Raw genomic sequence first — 20,617 nt, forward strand, 5'->3', positions numbered from 1 at the left:
ACGGGCCGGCAACGAGGTCCGGCTCAGTCGGATTCAGTCGCCGAAGTTGGTGCCGACCCGGCGCGCGCTCAAGATCCAGGGGTGGTCGGGCGGCACGGTCTTGACCTGGCCGGCCACCTCTTCCAGCTTCACCGCCCGGGTGCCTTCGCCGCGGGCCGCCACCATCACGCCGTAGCGGCCCTGGGCGATCAGGTCGGCCGCCGCCGTGCCCAGGCGGGTGGCGAGCATGCGGTCGGCAGCCGAGGGCGTGCCGCCGCGCTGCAGGTGGCCGAGGATGGTGACCCGCGCCTCCAGTCCGGTCATGCGCTCGAGCTGCTTGGCCAGGCGCAGAGTGCGGTCGGCGTAGAGCAGTTCGGCGGCATCGGCCTCGGCGTCGTCGGCCTTGCGCTTGGGCGGCTTGCCCCTGGCCGGCTTTTTTGCGCTGGCCGCCTTGAGCACGGCGAGTTCCGGCTTCGACAGCGCTCCCTCGGCCACGGCGACGATGGAAAAGGGCTTGTCGCTGCGCACGCGCTCGCGGATCGCCTCGGCGATGCTCTCGATGTCGTAGGGGATCTCCGGGATCAGGATCACGTCGGCGCCGCCGGCGATGCCGGCGCCCAGGGCGAGCCAGCCGGCGCGATGGCCCATGATCTCGACCACGATGATGCGGTGGTGGCTGTGCGCGGTGGAATGCAGGCGGTCGATCGCCTCGGTGGCGATGCCGAGCGCGGTGTCGAAGCCGAAGGTGATGTCGGTGCCGGCGACATCGTTGTCGATGGTCTTGGGCAGGGTGATGACGTTGAGTCCCTTCTGCTTGAGCCGCAGCGCGTTCTTCAGGGTGCCGCCGCCGCCCAGGCAGACCAGGCAGTCGAGCCGGTGCTCGTGGTAGTTGGCGACGATGGCGTCGGTCATGTCCAAGAGCTTGCCGCCCACCGGCATCTTGTGCGGCTTGTCGCGGCTGGTGCCGAGGATGGTGCCGCCGCTGGTGAGGATGCCCGAGAGCTGGCCGCCGTCGAGCGGCGTCGTGCGGTTTTCCATGAGGCCGCGAAAGCCGTCGCGGAAACCGACGACGTGCATGCCGTAATGGCTCAGGCAGGCCTTGCCAACGCCGCGGATGGCGGCATTGAGGCCCGGGCTGTCGCCGCCGGCGGTGAGGATGCCGATGTGTTTGGTCATGTCCGATGCTTCCCGGGCGAGTGGTATTCCGATAATGCAGTCCGCATAAATCAACGATAGCCGAAGCGTGGGCCAGCCGCCATGCGGCAGCGTTCAGACGAAGCGGGCGACGAAGGCCCCGACGCTGTCCTCGGGCAGCTTGAGCCAGGCGCGATGGCCGCTGCCGGGCACGACGTCGATGGCCTGGCCTTCGGCGTTCTCGATCTCGTCCACGGTGAATTCGCGCACGCCCCCGGGCTGGATCAGCTCGATGCGGTCGCCTGCTGAGAGCTTGTTCTTTGCGCAGAATTCGACGCGGCCGCGTGCGGCATCGAAGCCGGTAATGTCGCCGACATAGAGGCTGCGGCCGGATTCGGAATGGCCGCGCAGGTAGTTCTGGTAATCCGCCTCGTGGTGGCGCTGGTAGAAGCCGTCGGTATAGCCGCGGTTGGCCAGGCCTTCGAGCTGGCCGAGCAGGGCGGGGTTCAGCGGGCGGCCGGCCACGGCGTCGGTTATCGCCTGGCGATAGGCCTGGCAGGCGCGGGCGACGTAATAGGGCGACTTGGTCCGGCCCTCGATCTTGAGCGAATCCACCCCGATCTCGACCAGGCGCTGCACATGCTCGATGGCGCGCAGGTCCTTGGAATTGAGGATGTAGGTGCCGTGCTCGTCTTCCTCGATCGGCATGTGGCTGCCTTCACGCCGCTCGCGTTCCTCCAAGAGCCAGACGTCGCCGCTGGCATCCCGCTTGGCCGGCTCGACCTTGTAGTCCCAGCGGCAGGAGTTGGTGCAGCTGCCCTGGTTGGGGTCGCGGTGGTTGAAGTAGCCCGAGAGCAGGCAGCGGCCGGAATAGGCCACGCACAGCGCGCCGTGGACGAAGACCTCCAGTTCCATGTCCGGGCAGGCCTGGCGGATCTCGGCGATCTCGTCGAGCGACAGCTCGCGCGAGAGGATGACGCGGGAGACACCGGCCAGCTGCCAGAAGCGCACCGCGGCGCTGTTCACGGTGTTGGCCTGGACCGAGAGGTGGATGGGCATCTGAGGCCAGGTCTCGCGCGCCAGCAGGATCAGGCCGGGGTCGGACATGATCAGGGCGTCGGGGCCGAGGGCGATGGCCGGCGCCATGTCGTCGAGATAGGTCTTGAGCTTGGCCCCGTGCGGATAGATGTTGGACACCAGATAGAAGGCGTGGCCCAGGCCGTGGGCGCGGCGGATGCCCGCGGCCAGCACCTCGAGGTCGCCGAAATCGTTGTTGCGCACGCGCAGGGAATAGCGCGGCTGCCCGGCATAGATGGCGGTGGCGCCGAAAGCGAAGGCGGTGTCGAGCATGGCCAGGGAGCCGGCCGGGGCGAGCAGTTCGGGGATGCGCGGGGACATGGGGCAGGGCAGGCGAAAGAGGGCTGCCATTTTACGCCAGCACGGCAGCGTCGATGGCTCATCTTGGTGTATCTTCGGACTAATTAATCCTGGAGTTGTCCTGTGTCGTACAAGCGTTTCCTGCCCGTGCTACTGGCCTTCGTCCTGCCCATCTTGCTGGTCTATGCCTGGTGGGGCGGCTTCAATCCGGTGGACATTCGCAGCGAGGTGCGCGGCCCCTACACCTATGCCTATCTCGAGCACACCGGCGACTATGCCAAGCTGCCCAAGATGTTGGAGGAGGTGCGCGGGCAATTGAAGGACCAGGGCATCGAGCCAGGTTTGCCGATCACCGTGCTCTATTCCGACCCTGCCGTCGTCGCCAAGTCCGAGCGCCGGGCCCGCATCGGTTGCCTGGTGCCGGCCGGCACGGTGGTGAAGGCGCCCATGCAGGTCGACAGCATCCCTGCGCGCAGCGTGCTGGCGGCCGAGGTGCGGGCCGGCATGCTCCTGGCGCCCAGCCGTGCCTACCAGGCCCTGGCCGACCATCTGGCGGCGCAGGGCAAAGGCATTCGCATGCCCACTGTAGAACTCTATGCCGCGTCCGATAACGTCATGAACATGGGCGTATTGACGGTGGAGGTGGAGCAGCCATGAGTTTCCTGATCCTGATCGCCGCGCTGGCCGTCGAGGAATACTGGGCGTCGAGCTGGCCCAATCGCCTGCTGCGCCAGATCGAGCGCCATGCCGAGTGGCTGGGCCATCACTTCAACGGCGGCCAGCCCTACCAGGGCCTGCTCGCCTGGGTGACCGGCGCCCTGCTGCCGGCCATTGCGGTTGGCATCGTCGGCGGCCTGCTCTGGTGGGCGGCAGGATTCCTCGCTTGGGTCTGGTCCGCCGTCGTGCTCTATTTCTGCCTGGGCTTCAAGTCGGCCCGCGGCCACCTGAACAAGATCGTCCTCGCTCTGCGCACGGGCGAGATCGAGGTCGCCCGGGAGGAACTCAAGCGCTGGCGGGGCGGCTCGGTCGAGGCCCTGAGCGAGGCGGACATCGCCCGGCTGGCACTGGAAGAAACCCTGCGCGCCGGCTTTGCCCGGCTCCTGGGCGTGGCCTTCTGGTTCGTGCTGTTCGGCCCGTTCGGCGCCGTGCTCTTCAGGCTGACTCATGTGCTACATGACGACTGGCACGCCCGGATTCCCGAGCGCGACGAATTCGTCGGCTATGTCGACCGGCTCAAGTTCCTGCTCGACTGGCTGCCGGTGCGGGCGATCGCCTTCAGCTTCGCCATCGCCGGCAATTTCCAGGGCGCCATGGAGTGCTGGCGCGGTCAGGCCTGGCAGTGGCGGGAGCGCAACGAGGGGGTGTTGCTGGCATCGGGTGCCGGCGCCCTCGGGGTCAAGATCGGCGGCCCGCTGCCGCTGACCGGCGCGCGTCTTGAGCGGGCCGAACTCGGCACCGGCCACGAGGCCGACCCGGAGTATCTCGACGGCGCGACGGCCCTGGTTGGGCGCGTCACCCTGTTCTGGCTGGCCATCCTGTTCCTGCTCAAGCTGGGCGAACTGGCCGCCTGAGCGTCTGCAGTAGTTCACGGTTTTTTGAGAAAATAGCGTCCGGCGGTTTGCCGCCGGACGACAATCAATAACGCTGTGACATCCGTACGTTTAATGAAGAGGGGGTTTCTTGATGTTTGGTGGTTTTGGCAAAAAACGAGAAATGCAGCCGGCGCAAGACGCGAAGCTGCTGGCTGAAATCCGCGATCTGCAGCAGCAAATCGAAAGCCTGAGCCGGGAAAAGTCCGAACTGGCCCATGCCCTGGCCGAAAAGGACGCCAAGGCGGATTTCTACCAAGACTTGTTCAGCAACCTGGAACGCTTCGGCGAATCGTTCCGGGAATCGCAGCGCACTCTGGCGGCCTTGGCCGCGACCATGCGCTCGGAGAAGGACAATGCGGCTGAAGCCGCCGGCATGTCGGCCAGCACTCGCAGCTCGGTTTCCACCATCGCCGGCAATCTGCAGAAGCTGTCGACCGAGTCGCACAGTTCGGCCGAGCGGGTCGGCAACCTGCACCAGCGGGCGGCGCAGATCGATGGCATCGTCAACATGATCAAAGAGATCGCCGACCAGACTAACCTGCTCGCCCTCAATGCCGCGATCGAGGCCGCGCGGGCTGGTGAGCAGGGCCGCGGCTTCGCCGTGGTGGCCGACGAGGTGCGCAAGCTGGCCGAACGCACCAGCAAGTCGACCAGCGAGATATCAGGCCTGGTCTCCGCCATCCAGTCGGAGACCCGGGATGCCAGCCGGGCGATGGAGGAACTCTCGGCCGAAGCCGAGGATTTCAGCCAGAAGGGCACGGTGGCGACCAACGGCATGCAGAGCATGCTGGACCTGGCGGTGCGGATGGAAGGTGCGATCGCCGCCTCTTCGCTGCGCAGCTTCGTCGAATTGGCCAAGGTCGATCACCTCATCTACAAGTTCGAGATCTATCGGGTGCTGTTCGGCCACTCGGCCAAGCAGGCCGGCGATTTCGCCAACCATACCGCCTGCCGATTGGGCCAGTGGTATTACGAGGGCGAGGGCCATGCCTGCTTCTCACGCCTGCCGGGCTACCGTGAGATTGAAGAGCCGCACGTGGCGGTGCACGCCCACGGCATCGAGGCGGTGCAGCACTTTCGCAATGGCCATTTCCCCGCCGTGCTGAAGGCCATCGAAGCCATGGAGGCGGCCAGCATGCGGGTGTTGCACAACCTTGAGCAGATGGCTGAGAGCGGCGAAGTCGATCCCTCCATCCTTTGCGTTCATTGAGTCGGCAGCCCGGCGAGGATGATTGAAGCCAGCCGGAGCCAATCGCTGAAAGGGCGCTCATGCTGAACGCGATCTGGATCGGCTTTTTCCTGGCGGCCTTCGCCGGGGCCCTGTTCCAGTTTCTCGTTCAAGGCCAGGCCGACATCTTCGGCCTGGTCATGAAGGCCGCCTTCGATTCGGCCAAGACCGGCTTCGAGGTGGCCTTGGGCCTCACCGGGGTGATGACCCTGTGGCTGGGGGTGATGAAGATCGGCGAGCGTGCCGGCCTGCTCGATCATCTGGCGCGCGGGCTGTCGCCGCTGTTCTCCCGCCTGTTCCCCGAGGTGCCACGCGGCCATCCGGCCCTGGGTTCGATCACCATGAACATGGCGGCCAACGTCATGGGCCTGGACAACGCGGCCACGCCCATGGGCATCAAGGCCATGCGCGAGTTGCAGGAGCTCAATCCGGACAAGGAGACGGCGAGCAATGCCCAAATTCTGTTCCTGGTGCTCAACGCCTCCTCGGTGACCCTGCTGCCGGTCACCATCTTCACCTACCGGGCGCAGCTCGGCGCGGCGGACCCGACCGACGTCTTCATCCCCATCCTGATGGCGACCTATTGCTCGACCCTGGCCGGCTTCGCCTTTGTCGCCGCCGTGCAGCGCATCCGGCTCGATGCCGTGGTGCTGGCCTGGCTCGGCGGCCTGACCCTGCTGGTCGGCGGCCTGGCCGCCTACTTCGCCAGCCTGCCGGCCGAGCGCATGGCGCCGCAGTCCTCGCTGATCAGCAATTTCCTGCTGCTCGCCGTGGTCGCCCTGTTCCTGGTCATGGCCACGCTGCGGCGGGTGAACGCCTACGAGGCCTTCATCGAAGGCGCGAAGGAGGGCTTTCACATCGCAGTCACCATCATCCCCTACCTCGTCGCCATGCTGGTGGCCATCGGCATGCTGCGGGCGAGCGGCGTGCTGCCTGGCTTCGTCGACCTCATGCGGATGGTGGTTGCCGGCCTTGGCCTCGACACCGCCTGGCTGGATGCGCTGCCGACCATGCTGATGAAGCCGCTTTCCGGCAGCGGGGCGCGGGGTATGATGATCGAGACCATGCAGGCCTATGGTGCCGATTCCTTCGCCGGCCGTCTGGCCTCGGTCGTGCAGGGCAGCACCGAGACCACCTTCTATGTGCTCGCCGTCTATTTCGGTGCGGTCGGCATCAAGCGCGTGCGCCATGCCGTGGCCGGCGGCTTGATCGCCGACCTGGCCGGCTTTACGGCAGCCGTGTTCGTGGCCTATTTGTTCTTCGGCGCTGCGATCTGACTTTTTGGGGTTTCGTGATGCAAGAGTACCCAACCTTAGCCGTCGTCGATCTCGGGTCGAACAGCTTTGGCTCCGACATAACGTTCGCTGTGCTCATGTTAGCCTGCACCGAAGCTGTTCGATTCTTTAGGGCCTGATATGCCGGAATATCCAACGCTGGCCGCCGTCGATCTCGGATCGAACAGCTTTCACCTGCAGGTGGGACGGGTCGAGGGCGAGCAGCTGTTCTACCTCGATGCCCACAAGGAGGCGGTGCGGCTGGCCGCGGGCCTGGGTGAGGACAAGCGGCTGGATGCCGCTTCCCAGAAGCGGGCACTCGATTGCCTGGCCCGGTTCGGCGAACGCTTGCAGGGCATGCCGGCCGGGGCGGTGCGCGCGGTCGGCACTTCGGCCCTGCGGGTGGCGAAGAACTCGAATGAATTCCTCAAGCAGGCCAAGGCGGCACTGGGCTTCGACATCGAGATCGTCGCCGGCCGGGAAGAGGCGCGATTGATCTATCTCGGCGTTGCCCACAGCCTGCCGCTGAGCAGCGAGCCGCGTCTGGTGGTCGACATCGGCGGCGGCTCGACCGAATGCATCATCGGCGTCGGTTACGAGCCGCAGGAACGCGAGAGCCTGCGCATGGGCTGCGTGGTTTTTAGCAAGCGATATTTCCCCGATGGCCGGATCGACAAGGCCGCGCTGAAAGCGGCGGTGACCGCCGCCAGGGTCGAGGCGCAGTCGGTGGCCAAGCAGTTCAAGCGCGGCCATTGGGCCGAGGCGGTCGGCTCCTCCGGCACCGCCCGCGCTCTGGCCGAGTTGTGCCAGCAGGCCGGGCTGTCCGATGGCGCCATTACCGCCGATGGCCTGAAGTGGCTGCGCGAGCAGGCGGTGAAGGCCGGCAGTTCCGACCGGCTCGATCTGCCCGGCCTGAAGCCGGAGCGCAAGCCGGTCATCGTCGGCGGTCTGGCGATCATGTCGGCCCTGTTCGAGGAACTGAAGATCGAGTCGATGCAGGCGGCGCAGGGCGCCATGCGCGAGGGCATCCTCTGGGATCTGCTGGGCCGGGTGCACGACCACGATATGCGCGACGTCACCGTCGAGCAGTTCATGCGCCGCTACCATGTCGACCGCCGCCAGGCGGAACGGGTCGAGCGTTTTGCGCTGCATCTGTTCCGAGCTTTCCAGGACAGTTGTCCGGTCGCGGCGACGCAGTGCCTGGGCTGGTCGGCCAAGCTACATGAGATCGGCATTTCCATCGCCCATTCGGGTTTTCACAAACACTCGGCCTATATCCTGGAGAACGCCGACATGCCGGGCTTCTCGCGCCAGGACCAGATGCGCTTGGCCAGCCTGGTGCGGGCCAGCCGGGGCAGCCTGGCCAAGCTGCCCGTGCAGCCGGACGAGGGGCTGTGGCCCTTGATCCTGTGTCTGCGCCTGGCGGTGCGTCTGCACCAGAATCGTACCGAGGTCGGCTTGCCCGAGTGGCGCCTAGTCTGCAAGGGCGGCGACTGCCAGTTCCAGCTGCCGGCTGGCTGGCTGGCGGCCAACCCGCTTACCCAGGCGGCGCTGGAGAGCGAAATCAAGGATTGGCGCGGGCTGGCCGCGCCCGTGCGGCTGGCAGGGCTGCGCGAGCTTTAGGACTTGGCCGACAACAGCTGAAGCAGATAGGCCTGGCCCTCGAAGGCCTTGCCCCGGCGCCGGGCCCGCTCGAAGCTGCCGTCGGCACGCATGAGCCAGGCCTTGCTGTTGTCTTTCAGATAGGGCTTGAGGCCCTCGTTGATCACCCGCCGCTTGAGTTTGGGTTCGAGTACCGGGAAGCAGGTCTCGATCCGACGGAAGAAGTTGCGGTCCATCCAGTCGGCGCTGGCGAGATAGACGTCCTCCGCGCCGCCGTTGTGGAAGTAGAACACCCGGCTGTGTTCGAGAAAACGGCCGAGGATGGAGCGGACCCGGATGTTGTCCGACACCCCCTTGATACCCGGCCGCAAGGCGCAGACGCCGCGCACGATGAGGTCGATCTTCACCCCGGCCTGGGAGGCTTCATACAGCGCATTGATCACCCGCGGCTCGAGCAGGGCATTCATCTTGGCGATGATGTGGGCGGGTTTGCCCGCCTTGGCCTGCTCGATCTCGCGGCCGATGGCCGCGATCAGATTCGAATGCAGCGAGAACGGCGCCTGCCAGAGGTAGGCATGCGCGTGCGCCCGGCCCAGGCCGGTGAGCTGGGTGAACACCTCGTTGACGTCGCTGCACAGGGCCTCGTTGCAGGTGAGCAGGCCGAAGTCGGTGTACAAGCCGGCGGTGCGGGCGTGGTAGTTGCCAGTGCCGAGGTGGACATAGCGCCTGAGCACGCCCTTCTCCCGGCGCACCACCAGGGCCATCTTGGCATGGGTCTTGTGGCCGACCACGCCGTAGACCACGTGCGCCCCGGCGTCCTCCAGCTGTTTGGCCCAGTTGATGTTGGCCTCTTCGTCGAAGCGGGCCAGCAGCTCGACCACGGCGGTGACCTCCTTGCCCCGCTGGGCGGCCAGGATCAGCTGCCGCATCAGTTCGGAATCGGTGCCGGTGCGGTAGACCGTCTGGCGGATGGCCAGCACATCGGGGTCGTGCGCCGCCTGGCTGATGAAATCGATCACCGGCTGGAACGATTGGAAGGGGTGGTGCAGCAGGATGTCGCCGGCGGAGATGGCCTGGAAGACGTCGGGCTGTTTGATCAGTTCTGCCGGCATGCTTGCCGTGAACGGCGCGAACTTGAGATCCGGCCGGTCGACCCGGTCGGGCACGTTCATCAACCGCACCAGGTTCACCGGGCCGGCGACCTGGTAGAGATCTTCCTTGGCCAGGTTGAACTGGCGCAGCAGGAATTCGGCATTCGACGGCCGGCAGATGTCGGACACCTCCAGGCGCACGGCATCGCCGAAGTGGCGGTGCGGCAGTTCGCCCTGCAGCAGCTCACGCAGGTTTTTGGTCTCTTCCTCGTCGACGAACAGGTCGGAGTTGCGGGTGACCCGGAACTGGTTGCAGCTCAGGATCTCCATGCCGGCGAACAGCTCGCCGACATGGGCGTGCAGCACCGAGGAGAGGAAGATGAAGCTGTATTCGCAGCTGGCCACCTCGCGCGGCAGCTGGATCACCCGCGGCAGCGAGCGCGGTGCCTGGACCACGGCCATGCCCGACTTGCGGCCGAAGGCATCCTTGCCCGACAGCTCGACCACGAAGTTGAGGCTCTTGTTGAGCACGTTGGGAAAGGGATGGGCCGGGTCGAGGCCGATGGGGGTGAGCACCGGCATCAGCTCGTTGAAGAAATAATTGTGAATCCATTCGGCCTGTTCCGGGGTCCACTGTGCCCGCTTGTGGAAGCGGATGCCCTCGGCCGCCAGCGCCGGCAGCACCTGTTCGTTGAGCACGCGATACTGGTGGGCGACCAAGGCGTGCGCCTCGTCGGACACCGCCTTGAGCACCTGCCGGGCGGTCAGGCCGTCGACCCCGGCGTGATAGGGGTTGAGCCGCATCTGTTCCTTGAGCCCGGCGACCCGGATCTCGAAGAACTCGTCCATGTTGCTGGAGAAGATGCAGAGAAAGCGCAGGCGCTCGAGCAGAGGGGTGTCGGGATCTTCGGCCTGGGCCAGCACCCGGCGGTTGAATTCGAGCAGGCCGAGTTCGCGGTTGATCAGGTATTCGTGCGGGGGCAGGGCGGTCACGGTGTTGTCATCTTGGTTTCTTTGATTAATGCTAGCTTGAAAATCCAAGGCGATCTATCGCGGGTCACGCATCGGCAATGGCTGACGAAATCGAATTGAAACTGGCGGTCACGGCGGCCGAGGCCTTGCGCCTCAAGCGCAGCCCGATGCTGGCCGGCGTGCGGCCGGTGCGCCGCCTGCTGTACAGCATCTATTACGACACCCCGGAATTCGACCTGCTGGGCCAAGGCGTGGCCTTGCGCGTGCGCCGGGTCGGCCGGCGCTGGATCCAGACGGTGAAGGCGGAGGCGCAATCGGTCGGTGCCCTGACCACGCGGCCCGAATGGGAGGTTCAGGTGGCGAGCGGGCAGCCGGACATCGCGCGCCTGCCCGAGCCGGCCCGGGCCTACTTCCCGGCCGAGGTCGTGGCGGCGCTCAAGCCCTGCTTCAGCACGCGGTTCGAGCGCACGGCCTGGCTTCTGGAGGAGGCCGGCAACAGCCTGGAACTGGCCCTCGATCGCGGCGAGATCGAGGCGGGTCGCTCTCGCCTGCCCATCGCCGAGGTCGAATTCGAACTGCGCGCGGGTTCGCCCGATTGCCTGTTCGAGGTCGCCGGGCGGCTGGCGAAGACCGTGGCGTTCGGTCTGGAGCCGCGCAGCAAGGCTGAACGCGGTTATGCCCTGGCCGGGGCGTTCAAGCCAATGCCGGTCAAGGCCAAGGCGCCGGTGCTTGGCCGCGACGACGATCCCGGCCGGGCCTGGCAGGCGATGGCGGCGGCGGCGCTGGCGCAATTCTCGGCCAATGTGCCAGGCTTGTTGAGCGATGACGAGCCCGAGTTCGTGCATCAGGCAAGGGTGGCGATCCGGCGCCTGCTCGCCGTCAGCGGCATGGCCAAGACCCTCGACCTCCCCAGGCCGCGCTGGCGGAGCGATCTGCGCCAACTGCTGGCAGCCTTGGCCCCCGCCCGGGAGTGGGATGTCCTGGTCACCGAACTGCTGCCGGAGTTGAAGTCGATGGCGGCGGCCCAAGGCGAGGCGCTGCGTGTCCGCGCCGTCAGGCTGCAAGAGCGGGCACGGGCCGAGGCGCGGGAGGCGGTGCGCTCACCTGACTGCGTCCGCCTGGTGCTCGCTATCGGCCGCGATTTGTCGGCGCCGGTCGAGGCCAAGGGCAAGATCCGGTCCTGGGCGCGGACCCTGCTCGATCGCCGGCTGCGCCGGCTCAAGCGCCTGGGCAGGGATTTCGAGGCGCTCGATGCCAAGGGGCGACACCGCGTGCGCATCGCCGCCAAGAAGCTGCGCTATACCGCCGATGCCTTGGCGCCGGTGTATGGCGCTGCGGCGGTGCCCTATCTCGATCAGCTGTCTGCCTTGCAGGACAAGCTGGGCGCCGCCAACGACGCGGTCATGGCGATGCAACTGATCGACGAACTGGGCTTGAAAGGGGAGCAGGGGGCTGCTGTGCGCGAGGTGTTCGAGCGCGCCTTGCAAGTACGCACCCAGGCCCATGCGCGGGGCCTGGGGACAAGTTGGCACGACTTCGTCGAGACGCCGCCGTTCTGGCACAAGGCGGCGAAGCAACGGGCTAGGCGTTAGGCGGCGACCTCGGCCAGTTGCTTGCGATTGAGCACCTGGATGGTGCGGCCGTGAACCTCGATCAGGCCTTTCTTGCTCAGCTGGCCCAGTACCCGCGACAGCGTTTCCGGCGCCAGATTGAGATGGGCAGCCAGGGTCTGCTTGCTGGAGCCGAGTTCCACTCGATACTGGTTGGCCTCGATGTTGCCGCCTTCCTGCAGGAGATAGCCGGCCACCTTCTGCAGGCTGCTGCGCAGGGCGCAGGATTCGATGTCGATCATCAATTCATGCAGGCGCACCGACAGGCTGGCCAGCATCTTGCGAGCGAGCGCCGGGCTGCCGTCGATGGCTGAGAGCAGCTGATCCTTGTCGATCAGGAGCACGATGCTGTCCTGGGTGGCCTGCGCACTCAGCGGGTAGGGCCGGTCGAGGAAGGTGACCGCCTCGCCGAAGGACTGGCCGGGATTGGCCAGATACATGACCTTCTCGCCACCCTGGGGCGAAGGGATGGACAGCTTGACCTGACCCATCACGACCAGATGCATGCCCATGGGCGATTGGCCCTTCTGGAACAGCACCTCGTTTTTTTGCACCCGGTATTCCCGGGTCGATAGGGCGATCTGTTGCAATTCCGCCTCGCTCAAACCAAGGAACAGAGGTTGGCGGGAAAGAATTTCGGCGATCGAGTGGCGATGTTCCAGCATCATCGATGGCAAGCTCCTTGTGCTAATAATAATTACTCACCTCAATATCCAATGTTCTAGAAAAAATTGATTTGTGTCAAAGCAGACAACAAGACATGTTTGTCATGATATTGCCCAAGCGCTGAAAGGAGTTGTCTGATGAACCTTTCCGGAGTCCTGGTCGTCGCGAAACCCGAATGGGTCGAGCAGGTTGTTGCCTCGTTGCAGGGGCTGCCGGGCGTGGAGGTGCATCAAACCGACGCCGAGACCGGCCGCATCGTCGTCGTTCAAGAGGCTGCCGACATCCATGCCGAGCTGGATGCGCTCAAACGGATCAAGGCGGTGCCGCACGTCATCATGGCCGAGATGGTCTATCACTACATTGCCGAGGACGACAAGGTCTACGACCAATTGCCGCCCGAACTGCAAGCCGATGCAGGCGAAGCCTGCGCCATACCGACATATCTGCAGGACTGATCAATCCCTTTGGACAGGAGGATGAAATGGGTCTGACGCGTCGCGATTTTCTTAAAACGAGCATTGCCGCAAGCACGGCTGCCACAGTAGGGATGCCCCTGGCCAAGTCGGCCGAGGCGGCAGTACAGCAAACCGAGGCCGGCTGGCAATGGGACAAGGCGGTATGCCGCTTCTGCGGCACCGGGTGCGGCATCATGGTGGCCACCAAGGGTGGCAAGATCGTCGCGACCAAGGGCGACCCCGATGCCCCGGTCAACCGCGGTCTCAACTGCGTGAAGGGCTACTTCAACGGCAAGATCATGTACGGCGCCGACCGCCTGACCCAGCCGCTGCTACGGATGAAGGACGGCAAATTCGACAAGAAGGGCCAGTTCGTTCCGGTCAGCTGGGACAAAGCCTTTGAGATCATGACCGAGAAGTTCATGGCCGCCTACAAGGAGAAGGGCCCGCACGGCATCGGCCTGTTCGGTTCCGGCCAGTGGACCGTGCCCGAGGGCTACGTCGCGGCCAAGCTGTGGAAGGCCGGTTTCCGTTCCAACAACATCGACCCCAACGCCCGCCATTGCATGGCCTCGGCCGTGGCTGCCTTCATGCAGACCTTCGGCATCGACGAACCGGCCGGCAACTACGACGACATCGAGCACACCGATACCGCCGTGCTCTGGGGCGCCAACATGGCCGAGATGCACCCCATCCTCTGGTCGCGCATCACCAACCGCCGGCTTACTCACAAGAACATGGTGGTGGTGAACCTGTCGACCTACGCCAACATGTCGTCCGACATCGCCGACATCGAGATCGTGTTCCGGCCCAGCGGCGACCTGGCGATCCAGAACTACATCGCACGCGAGATCGTGAAGCGCAATGCGGTGAATTGGGACTTCGTCAACAAGCATGCCGTGTTCGCCACCGGCCCCTACGACATCGGCTACGGCTTCCGCCCGGCCAAGGCCGACCAGTTCGCCTCGGCCAAGGAAATGGAGGTGGTGAAGAACGAGCAGGCCCACGTGATCGACAAGTGGGAGGCCATCGCCCAGCGCAAGCAGGAGGGCGAGGTGGTCAAGCAGACCAATATTCTCGGCGCCAAGCCGGCGGCCGACTGGGCGATCAGCTTCGAGGACTTCGCCCGCGCGCTGGAGCCGTACGACGCCGATTTCACCACGGCTGTGGCCAAGGGCGATCCGGACGAGTCGGATGCCTCGTTCAAGGCCAAGCTGCAGAAGCTGGCTGACCTCTATTGTGACCCCAAGCGCAAGGTGGTGTCCTACTGGACCATGGGTTTTAACCAGCACCAGCGCGGCACCTGGGTCAACGAGCAGTGCTACATGAACCATCTTCTGGTGGGCAAGCAATCCATGCCCGGCAACGGTGCCTTCTCGCTGACCGGCCAGCCCTCGGCCTGCGGCACCGCGCGCGAGGTCGGCACCTTCTCACATCGCCTGCCGGCGGACATGGTGGTCAACAACAAAAAGCACCGCGACATCACGGAAAAGATCTGGAAACTGCCGGCCAACACTCTCAACCCCGCGATTGGCAGCCATTTCGTCAAGATCATGCGCGATCTCGAGGACGGCACCATCAAATGGGCCATGGTCCAGGTCAACAACCCCTGGCAGAACACCGCCAACCTCAATCACTGGATCAAGGGCGCGCGCGAGATGGACAACTTCATCGTCTGTTGCGACGCCTATCCAACCGTCTCGGCCAAGGTCGCCGACCTGGTATTGCCGGCGGCCATGATCTACGAGAAGTGGGGCTTCTACGGCAACGCCGAGCGGCGCACCCAGTGCTGGCGCCAGCAGGTGTCGCCCCCCGGCCAGGCCAAGGGCGACCTCTGGATCCTGCTGGAGATGGCCAAGCGGATCAAGCTCAAGGATGTGTGGGGCGAGCAGAAGGTGCCCGGGCTGAAAGAGGCCGGCTTCGAGGACGGCAAGTTGCCCTCGGTGCTCGATGCCGCCAAGGCCATGGGCTATGACCCCGAGATGAGCCTGTACGACGCGTTGTTCGCCACCAAGGAGAACAAGGCCAACTTCAAGTGGCCCGATGCGGTGGCCAAGGGCCATGGCAACCACATCGCCGAAACCCTCAAGGACGGCTGGTTCCCGGAAAAAGCCATGTTCGAGGAGTACCGCAAGTTCGGCACGGGTCACGGCCACGACCTCGCTCCCTTCGACGTCTACTACGACGACAAGGTGCGCGGTCTCAAGTGGCCGGTGGTGCAAAAGGACGGCAAGTGGGTGGAAACCCCCTGGCGCTTCAACGAGCAGTACGATCCCTATTGCAAGAAGGGCTCGGGCATCGACTTCTACGGCAACAACGGCAAGGCCCTGGTCATGGGCGATCTGGACAAGCCGGGCGATGGCAGCAAGAAGGTCGATATCTCCGGCCGGGCCAAGATCTACTTCCGGCCCTATGCCAGCCCGGTCGAACAGCCGGACAAGGAATTCAACCTCTGGCTGTGTACCGGTCGGGTGCTGGAGCACTGGCACTCGGGCTCGATGACCCGGCGCGTGCCCGAACTGCACCGTGCCGTGCCGGCTGCCGTGTGTTGGATGCATCCGAAGGATGCCGAGTCGCGCGGTCTCAAGCGCAACGACCTGGTCTGGGTGGAGTCGCGCCGGGGCAAGGTCAAGGTGCGCATCGAGACCGGGGGGCGCAACAAGGTGCCGCGTGGCTTGGTCTATGTGCCCTGGTTCGACGAGGGCGTGCTGATCAACAAGGTCACTCTCGACTCGACCTGCCCGATCTCGAAAGAGACCGACTTCAAGAAGTGCTCGGTCAAGGTCTACAAGGCCTGAACGACCGCGCGTAGCAGCAGCCGGCAGCATGCCGCGATCGAAGTGCGCTCACCGCGTGAGACTTCGGTCACGGGCGCCGGTTGCGACTACCGGTTAGACAGACATGGCTGACAAATCCGTCACCCGCCGCGATTTCCTGGTGAAGCTGGCCCAGGGCACCTCGCTGGCCGCCACCGGCGGTCTGCTCTGGGGCTATCTGGTCCGCCAGGAGACCCGGGCCGCCCCCTTTGCCTTGCGGCCGCCGGGTGCCCTGCCCGAGGCGGATTTCAATGCCACTTGCATCAAGTGCGGCCAGTGCGTGAACGCCTGCCCCTACGATACCCTCAAGCTGGCCGGGGCCGGCGGCGATATCCCGCTCGGCACCCCGCATTTCACGCCGCGGCAGATACCCTGCTACCTGTGTCCGGACATCCCCTGCATGAAGGCCTGTCCGACTGGGGCGTTGTCGCCGAAGCTGAAGAACATCAACGATTCGCGCATGGGTCTGGCGGTGATCGACCTGGAGAACTGCCTGTCCTGGAAAGGCCTGCGCTGCGAGATCTGCCATCGTGAGTGCCCGCTCAAGGGCAAGGCCATCGTGCTGGAGACTCACCCGCGCGAGATATCCAAGCACGCCATGTTCTTCCCCATCGTCAAGTCGGATGCCTGCACCGGCTGCGGCATCTGCGAGAAGGCCTGCCCGACCACCGAGCCGGCCATCCGCATCCTGCCGCACAAGCTGGTGCAGGGGCGGATCGGCGAACACTATCGCCTGGGCTGGACTTTCGAGACCGAGATCACCCAGGACTTCCAGCCCGCCGCACCGGCCTCGTCCGAGGCGCCGGCCGAGGTGCCAAAGCAGGCGCCGGGCATGGACTATCTTAATCAGGGCCTGTGACCATGAGCGCCCATCGATCCCCCGGTCTCGGCGCCCGCCTCTGGTCCTGGCGCTATCTGGTGCTGCGTCGGCTGAGCCAGTTCGGCTTCCTGCTGCTGTTCTTCGGCACCGCCCATTGGGGCTGGCAGTTGGCCAAGAACGTGCCCTTGCTCACTGGCAACCTCAGCGCCTCGGAGTTCATCGCCCTGATCCCCATGGCCGATCCCTTCGCGGTGCTGCAAATACTGCTGACCGGCCATATGCTGCAGCAGGAGGTCTTGCTCGGCGCGGCCATCGTCTTCGGCTTCTATATGCTGGTTGGCGGCCGGGTCTACTGCGCCTGGGTCTGCCCGGTCAATGTGGTGACCGATCTGGCCGGTTGGCTGCGCAACCGTTTGCAGATTCCCGCCCTGTTCATCCTCAACCGTATTACCCGTTATTTCGTCCTGATCGCGGCCCTGGTGCTCTCGGCGATCACCGGCGTGGCGGCCTTCGAGTGGGTGAGCCCGATCAGCATGATGCACCGCGAGATCATCTTCGGCTTCGGTCTCGGCTTTCTTGCCTTGCTGGCCATCTTCCTGTTCGACCTCCTGATCCTCAAGCATGGCTGGTGCGGCCACTTGTGTCCCCTGGGCGGCTTCTGGTCGGCGGTCGGCCGGCATACCGCCCAGATCCGGGTGCGCTTCGACAAGGACAGCTGCACCCATTGCGGCGACTGCGCCAAGATTTGTCCGGAGCCGCAGGTGCTGAATTTGAAGCGGTTGGAGGAGGTGGGCTATGTGTTTTCCGGCGAATGCAGCAATTGCGGGCGCTGTACGCCGGTCTGCCCGGAGGGCAGTCTACGTTTCGACTTGCGGCCCTTGATTGGCAAGCACAACGCGGTTGCGGTGCGGGCAGGCAAGGGCAATTGAGTTTAATGGCAGGACGTATCTTGTTTGGGTGTGCAAAGGAGGATGTGATGAAAAAGCTCTTAATGATCGGAACGGCGCTGTCGTTGGTCTTTGCTGTGCAGGCGGGGGCAGCCGACAAGAAAGCCGTCGCGGATGACCAGATCGGCCTGTCCAAGACCAGTGTCTATGACGTGCCCGACCCGCAGACTTTCCAGTACCGGGATGTCGCGCCTTTCTCGGGCAAGGTGCTGCCGCGGGCCTATCTGGGCGCGCCGCCGCAGGTGCCGCACAACATCGATGGCTTCACCCCGATCACCCGTGATTCCAATGCCTGCATCGGCTGTCATCAGCAGCCCTCGATGATCGGCAAGAAGGTGAAGGGGCAGCCGACGCCCATGCCGATCAGCCATTATGTCGACGACAAGGCCAGCGCGATGCACATGGGCCGCTACAACTGCACCCAGTGCCACACCCCGCAGGCGACGGTGAAGCCCTTGGTCGACAACACCTTCAGCAAGCAGAAGTAGCAGTAGCAGTTCAATCCGGTCTCCTCCTTGCCGGCGTCCCGCGCAGTTTCGGCGGGCCGCCGGCTTTTCTTTGCCGGGGTGCTCGGCCTCGGCCTGCTAGAATGGCGGCATCGAGATTCGCGCTATCGACGTGTCCGCCGCCACCTGCCAAATTCGCATCCTGTTCTCCGACCCGCTCAATCTGGGCCCGGGCAAGGTTCGTCTGCTGGAGGCGATCCGCGAGGCCGGCTCGATCTCCGGCGCGGCCAGACAGCTGCATATTTCCTATCGCCGGGCCTGGCTGATGGCCGATGGCCTGAACCGGGTGTTCCCCCAGGCTCTGATCGATACCGCTGCCGGCGGTGTGCGCGGCGGCGGTGCGTGCCTGACCGAGCTGGGCGAAACCGTGCTCGAGCGCTACCGGCGCATGGAAACCAAAGCTGCCAAGGCGGTCTCGAAAGAGGTGGAGGCCATGTTGGCTTTGGCGCGCTGAAGTGTGAATAAAATCAAGGAGATGAATATGAAACGACTGAACCTCTTTTTCACCGGCCTTGTCGGGCTGATGCTGCTGGCACCGGCGGCCTTCGCCAGCGGCGACTACATCGTGGTCATGAGCAAGAAGGCCAAGTTCGACGATGTCCGCGAGAGCGCAGTGATGGCGATCGAGAACCGCGGCATGAAGATCGACCACCAGAGCTATATCGCCGACATGCTGGCCCGCACCGGCCGCGACATCGGGCTGACCCGCCAGGTCTATCTGCGCGGCGACCAGATCCAGTTCTGCAAGGCCGACCTGTCGCGGGCGATGATGGAGGCCGATCCGCGCAACATTGCGTTCTGCCCCTTCATCGTCAATATCTATGTCACTCCGGACAAGCCGGACGTGGTCAACGTGGCCTACCGCAAGCCCTTGGCGCCCGGCGCCGGCAAGGCGAGCCGGAAGGCCCTGGCCGACATCGAGAAGATGCTGAACGAGATCGCGCACGAGGCCCTGCAGTAAGCCGGCCGGGGCTGGGTGGATATGCTTGCGTCGTTCGCTGCCGTCGGCCTGGGGGCCGCCCTCGGTGCCTGGCTGCGCTGGGGCCTGGGGCTCTGGCTCAACCCGGTCCATGCCGGGCTGCCGCTGGGCACGCTGGCCGCCAACCTGATCGGCGGCTACCTGATCGGCCTGGCCATCGCCTATTTCGCCCAGCATCCCGGCCTGTCGCCCGAGGCGCGGCTGTTCGTGATCACCGGCTTTCTCGGTGGCCTGACCACCTTCTCCACCTTTTCCGCCGAGGTCTTCACCCTCTTGAGCCGGGCGCAGTATGCAATGGGCTTGGCGGCGATCGGGGCCCATCTGATCGGCTCCCTGGTCATGACCGGCCTGGGGGTCTGGACGTTTCGTTTGCTGAAAGGTTGAGCATGGACGGTCTTTGCGTGCGGTTCTTCACTCATGAGGTCATGCGCCACCAGGGGCGCCCCATCCATGACTGGCTGTTCGAGCAGGCGCAGGCCCAGGGCATACCGGGCGGCACCGCCTATCGGGCCCACGCCGGCTTCGGCCGGCACGGTCTGCACGAGGACACCTTCTTCGAGCTGGCCGGCACCTTGCCCGAATGCGTCGAATTCTTCGCCGAGGCCGAGCGCATCCGGGCCCTGATCGGAGTGGTGGCCGAGGCCGGCCTGGAGCTGGCCTATATCACCTACGCCGTGAGCTACGGCGTGACCGGGCGCTGATCCGGCTGACGTGCCGTTGACCGACCAGTTCGTCCTTTTCCTCGTCTCCCTCGTCGCCAACTGGTTCTCCGCCCTGTCCGGCGGCGGGGCGGGCCTGATCCAGTTGCCCATGCTGATCTTCCTCGGCCTGCCCTTCGGCGTCGCCCTGGCCACGCACAAGGTGGCCAGCGTCTTCCTCGGCATCGGCGCGATCACCCGGCATTGGCGGGAAAGCCATCTGGAGCGGCGCTTTTCCCTGATCATCCTGGGCGCCGGCCTGCCCGGGGTGGTCCTGGGTGCCTCGACCATCCTGCAGGTGCCGCCGCAGATCGCCACCTTCCTGCTGGGCCTGCTCACCGCAGGACTCGGCCTCTATTCGGTGTTCAAACCGCGCCTGGGCATGGACTACACCCCGCGCAATCAGACGGGTGCGGGCCTGGCCTTGGGCATGGCCGGCCTGTTCGTCGTGGGTTTTCTCAATGGCTCCATCACCTCGGGCACCGGGTTGTTTCTCACCATCTGGCTGATCCGCCATTTCGGCCTCGACTACAAGCGCGCGGTGGCTTACACCTTGATTCTTTGCGGATTTTTCTGGAACGGCACGGGGGCGCTGGTGCTCGGCGTGCTCGGCACCGTGGCCTGGGGCTGGATGCCGGCGCTGCTGGCCGGCTCCATCCTGGGCGGTTATCTCGGTAGCCATCTGGCGATCAAGAAGGGCAATCGCTGGATCAAGCGCGCCTTCGAGGCCACCACCATCCTGATCGGGCTCAAGCTGATCTTCGGCTAGGCGCGCAGACAGGCGCCGGCGCGCGGCGGCATGGGTTGGGGCGCCGTCCGCTGCGCGGCTCAACGCCTGCCTGGCAGGCATTGGCCGGCGTCGAAAGCCGGC

The 20,617-nt window shown here is 65.1% G+C and carries 20 protein-coding genes and 1 pseudogene; 17 read left to right on the forward strand and 4 right to left on the reverse strand.

From position 1 onward, the window contains the following. Positions 1-33: 33 nt before the first annotated feature. Entirely contained in the window at positions 34-1,155 is a 1,122-nt protein-coding gene (locus EL388_RS04935; RefSeq protein ID WP_126460483.1) for a 6-phosphofructokinase, read from the reverse strand. 93 nt (positions 1,156-1,248) lie between these two features. Next, complete coding sequence (locus tag EL388_RS04940; protein WP_126460486.1) at positions 1,249-2,511, reverse strand: peptidase U32 family protein; 1,263 nt, start codon at positions 2,509-2,511, stop codon at positions 1,249-1,251. A 102-nt stretch (positions 2,512-2,613) separates the two neighbouring features. Between EL388_RS04940 and EL388_RS04945 the strand changes: the two genes are divergently transcribed. From EL388_RS04945 to ppx, 6 genes and pseudogenes are all read left to right on the forward strand, one after another. Then, positions 2,614-3,147, forward strand: a complete 534-nt coding sequence (locus EL388_RS04945; RefSeq protein WP_126460489.1) for a GyrI-like domain-containing protein — start codon at positions 2,614-2,616, stop codon at positions 3,145-3,147. After that, positions 3,144-4,061 carry a regulatory signaling modulator protein AmpE gene (gene ampE / locus EL388_RS04950; protein WP_126460492.1) on the forward strand — a complete coding sequence of 306 codons (918 nt, stop codon included), beginning with the start codon at positions 3,144-3,146 and terminating at the stop codon, positions 4,059-4,061. The genes EL388_RS04945 and ampE overlap by 4 nt, the downstream gene beginning before the upstream one ends. A 508-nt stretch (positions 4,062-4,569) precedes the next feature. Next, positions 4,570-4,821, forward strand: a pseudogene (locus tag EL388_RS14190) (methyl-accepting chemotaxis protein); the annotation flags it as partial. A 66-nt stretch (positions 4,822-4,887) separates the two neighbouring features. After that, positions 4,888-5,292, forward strand: a complete 405-nt coding sequence (locus EL388_RS14195; RefSeq protein ID WP_232019210.1) for a CZB domain-containing protein — start codon at positions 4,888-4,890, stop codon at positions 5,290-5,292. A 59-nt stretch (positions 5,293-5,351) separates the two neighbouring features. After that, a complete protein-coding gene (locus EL388_RS04960) occupies positions 5,352-6,587 on the forward strand; it encodes a nucleoside recognition domain-containing protein (protein WP_126460498.1) in 1,236 nt (411 codons plus the stop codon). Between the two features lie 138 nt (positions 6,588-6,725). Next, entirely contained in the window at positions 6,726-8,207 is a 1,482-nt protein-coding gene (gene ppx / locus EL388_RS04965) for an exopolyphosphatase (RefSeq protein ID WP_126460501.1), read from the forward strand. Here the strand turns inward: ppx and ppk1 are convergent. Then, positions 8,204-10,270 (reverse strand): polyphosphate kinase 1, encoded by a 2,067-nt coding sequence (gene ppk1, locus EL388_RS04970; RefSeq protein WP_232019187.1) that lies wholly within the window; start codon positions 10,268-10,270, stop codon positions 8,204-8,206. The two genes, ppx and ppk1, sit on opposite strands and share 4 nt — an antisense overlap. Positions 10,271-10,347: 77 nt before the next feature. Between ppk1 and EL388_RS04975 the strand changes: the two genes are divergently transcribed. Beyond that, positions 10,348-11,841, forward strand: a complete 1,494-nt coding sequence (locus EL388_RS04975) for a CYTH and CHAD domain-containing protein (protein ID WP_126460504.1) — start codon at positions 10,348-10,350, stop codon at positions 11,839-11,841. On the opposite strand, the gene EL388_RS04980 is transcribed toward EL388_RS04975, so the two are convergent. Beyond that, a complete protein-coding gene (locus tag EL388_RS04980; protein WP_197721822.1) occupies positions 11,838-12,527 on the reverse strand; it encodes a Crp/Fnr family transcriptional regulator in 690 nt (229 codons plus the stop codon). The genes EL388_RS04975 and EL388_RS04980 overlap by 4 nt on opposite strands. 135 nt (positions 12,528-12,662) lie before the next feature. Between EL388_RS04980 and EL388_RS04985 the strand changes: the two genes are divergently transcribed. The 10 genes from EL388_RS04985 to EL388_RS05030 all read left to right on the forward strand — a co-directional run bounded on the left by EL388_RS04985 (position 12,663) and on the right by EL388_RS05030 (position 20,515). Continuing rightward, positions 12,663-12,980, forward strand: coding sequence for a chaperone NapD (locus EL388_RS04985; RefSeq protein ID WP_126460507.1), 318 nt, complete (start codon positions 12,663-12,665; stop codon positions 12,978-12,980). Between the two features lie 26 nt (positions 12,981-13,006). Further along, complete coding sequence (gene napA, locus EL388_RS04990; protein WP_126460510.1) at positions 13,007-15,778, forward strand: nitrate reductase catalytic subunit NapA; 2,772 nt, start codon at positions 13,007-13,009, stop codon at positions 15,776-15,778. 103 nt (positions 15,779-15,881) lie between these two features. Next, on the forward strand, positions 15,882-16,655 hold the full coding sequence (napG, locus tag EL388_RS04995; RefSeq protein WP_126460513.1) for a ferredoxin-type protein NapG: 774 nt from the start codon (positions 15,882-15,884) through the stop codon (positions 16,653-16,655). Between the two features lie 2 nt (positions 16,656-16,657). Next, positions 16,658-17,545 (forward strand): quinol dehydrogenase ferredoxin subunit NapH, encoded by an 888-nt coding sequence (gene napH / locus EL388_RS05000; RefSeq protein ID WP_126460516.1) that lies wholly within the window; start codon positions 16,658-16,660, stop codon positions 17,543-17,545. A 47-nt stretch (positions 17,546-17,592) separates the two neighbouring features. After that, complete coding sequence (locus EL388_RS05005; RefSeq protein ID WP_165919207.1) at positions 17,593-18,051, forward strand: nitrate reductase cytochrome c-type subunit; 459 nt, start codon at positions 17,593-17,595, stop codon at positions 18,049-18,051. 130 nt (positions 18,052-18,181) lie between these two features. After that, on the forward strand, positions 18,182-18,523 hold the full coding sequence (locus EL388_RS05010) for a winged helix-turn-helix domain-containing protein (protein ID WP_197721823.1): 342 nt from the start codon (positions 18,182-18,184) through the stop codon (positions 18,521-18,523). Between the two features lie 27 nt (positions 18,524-18,550). Then, a complete protein-coding gene (locus tag EL388_RS05015; protein WP_126460524.1) occupies positions 18,551-19,030 on the forward strand; it encodes a DUF302 domain-containing protein in 480 nt (159 codons plus the stop codon). Between the two features lie 21 nt (positions 19,031-19,051). After that, on the forward strand, positions 19,052-19,432 hold the full coding sequence (crcB, locus tag EL388_RS05020; RefSeq protein ID WP_126460526.1) for a fluoride efflux transporter CrcB: 381 nt from the start codon (positions 19,052-19,054) through the stop codon (positions 19,430-19,432). Between the two features lie 2 nt (positions 19,433-19,434). Beyond that, positions 19,435-19,749, forward strand: a complete 315-nt coding sequence (locus tag EL388_RS05025; protein WP_126460529.1) for a DUF190 domain-containing protein — start codon at positions 19,435-19,437, stop codon at positions 19,747-19,749. 10 nt (positions 19,750-19,759) lie between these two features. Further along, positions 19,760-20,515 (forward strand): sulfite exporter TauE/SafE family protein, encoded by a 756-nt coding sequence (locus EL388_RS05030; protein WP_172599382.1) that lies wholly within the window; start codon positions 19,760-19,762, stop codon positions 20,513-20,515. The last annotated feature ends 102 nt before the right edge of the window (positions 20,516-20,617 follow it).

Origin of the sequence: Sulfuritortus calidifontis, from assembly GCF_003967275.1 — a bacterium.
Taxonomy (GTDB): domain Bacteria; phylum Pseudomonadota; class Gammaproteobacteria; order Burkholderiales; family Thiobacillaceae; genus Sulfuritortus; species Sulfuritortus calidifontis.

What these genes read in the sequence shown, in the direction of transcription:
- ampE (WP_126460492.1), top strand. Translation starts at nt 3,144, where the DNA reads ATGAGTTTCCTGATCCTGATCGCCGCGCTGGCCGTCGAGGAATACTGG.
- EL388_RS04975 (WP_126460504.1), top strand. Translation starts at nt 10,348, where the DNA reads ATGGCTGACGAAATCGAATTGAAACTGGCGGTCACGGCGGCCGAGGCC.
- EL388_RS04960 (WP_126460498.1), top strand. Translation starts at nt 5,352, where the DNA reads ATGCTGAACGCGATCTGGATCGGCTTTTTCCTGGCGGCCTTCGCCGGG.
- EL388_RS14195 (WP_232019210.1), top strand. Translation starts at nt 4,888, where the DNA reads ATGGAAGGTGCGATCGCCGCCTCTTCGCTGCGCAGCTTCGTCGAATTG.
- EL388_RS04985 (WP_126460507.1), top strand. Translation starts at nt 12,663, where the DNA reads ATGAACCTTTCCGGAGTCCTGGTCGTCGCGAAACCCGAATGGGTCGAG.
- EL388_RS04935 (WP_126460483.1), bottom strand. Translation starts at nt 1,155, where the DNA reads ATGACCAAACACATCGGCATCCTCACCGCCGGCGGCGACAGCCCGGGC.
- napH (WP_126460516.1), top strand. Translation starts at nt 16,658, where the DNA reads ATGAGCGCCCATCGATCCCCCGGTCTCGGCGCCCGCCTCTGGTCCTGG.
- EL388_RS05015 (WP_126460524.1), top strand. Translation starts at nt 18,551, where the DNA reads ATGAAACGACTGAACCTCTTTTTCACCGGCCTTGTCGGGCTGATGCTG.
- ppx (WP_126460501.1), top strand. Translation starts at nt 6,726, where the DNA reads ATGCCGGAATATCCAACGCTGGCCGCCGTCGATCTCGGATCGAACAGC.
- EL388_RS04980 (WP_197721822.1), bottom strand. Translation starts at nt 12,527, where the DNA reads ATGATGCTGGAACATCGCCACTCGATCGCCGAAATTCTTTCCCGCCAA.
- EL388_RS05005 (WP_165919207.1), top strand. Translation starts at nt 17,593, where the DNA reads ATGAAAAAGCTCTTAATGATCGGAACGGCGCTGTCGTTGGTCTTTGCT.
- crcB (WP_126460526.1), top strand. Translation starts at nt 19,052, where the DNA reads ATGCTTGCGTCGTTCGCTGCCGTCGGCCTGGGGGCCGCCCTCGGTGCC.
- EL388_RS05025 (WP_126460529.1), top strand. Translation starts at nt 19,435, where the DNA reads ATGGACGGTCTTTGCGTGCGGTTCTTCACTCATGAGGTCATGCGCCAC.
- napA (WP_126460510.1), top strand. Translation starts at nt 13,007, where the DNA reads ATGGGTCTGACGCGTCGCGATTTTCTTAAAACGAGCATTGCCGCAAGC.
- EL388_RS04940 (WP_126460486.1), bottom strand. Translation starts at nt 2,511, where the DNA reads ATGTCCCCGCGCATCCCCGAACTGCTCGCCCCGGCCGGCTCCCTGGCC.
- napG (WP_126460513.1), top strand. Translation starts at nt 15,882, where the DNA reads ATGGCTGACAAATCCGTCACCCGCCGCGATTTCCTGGTGAAGCTGGCC.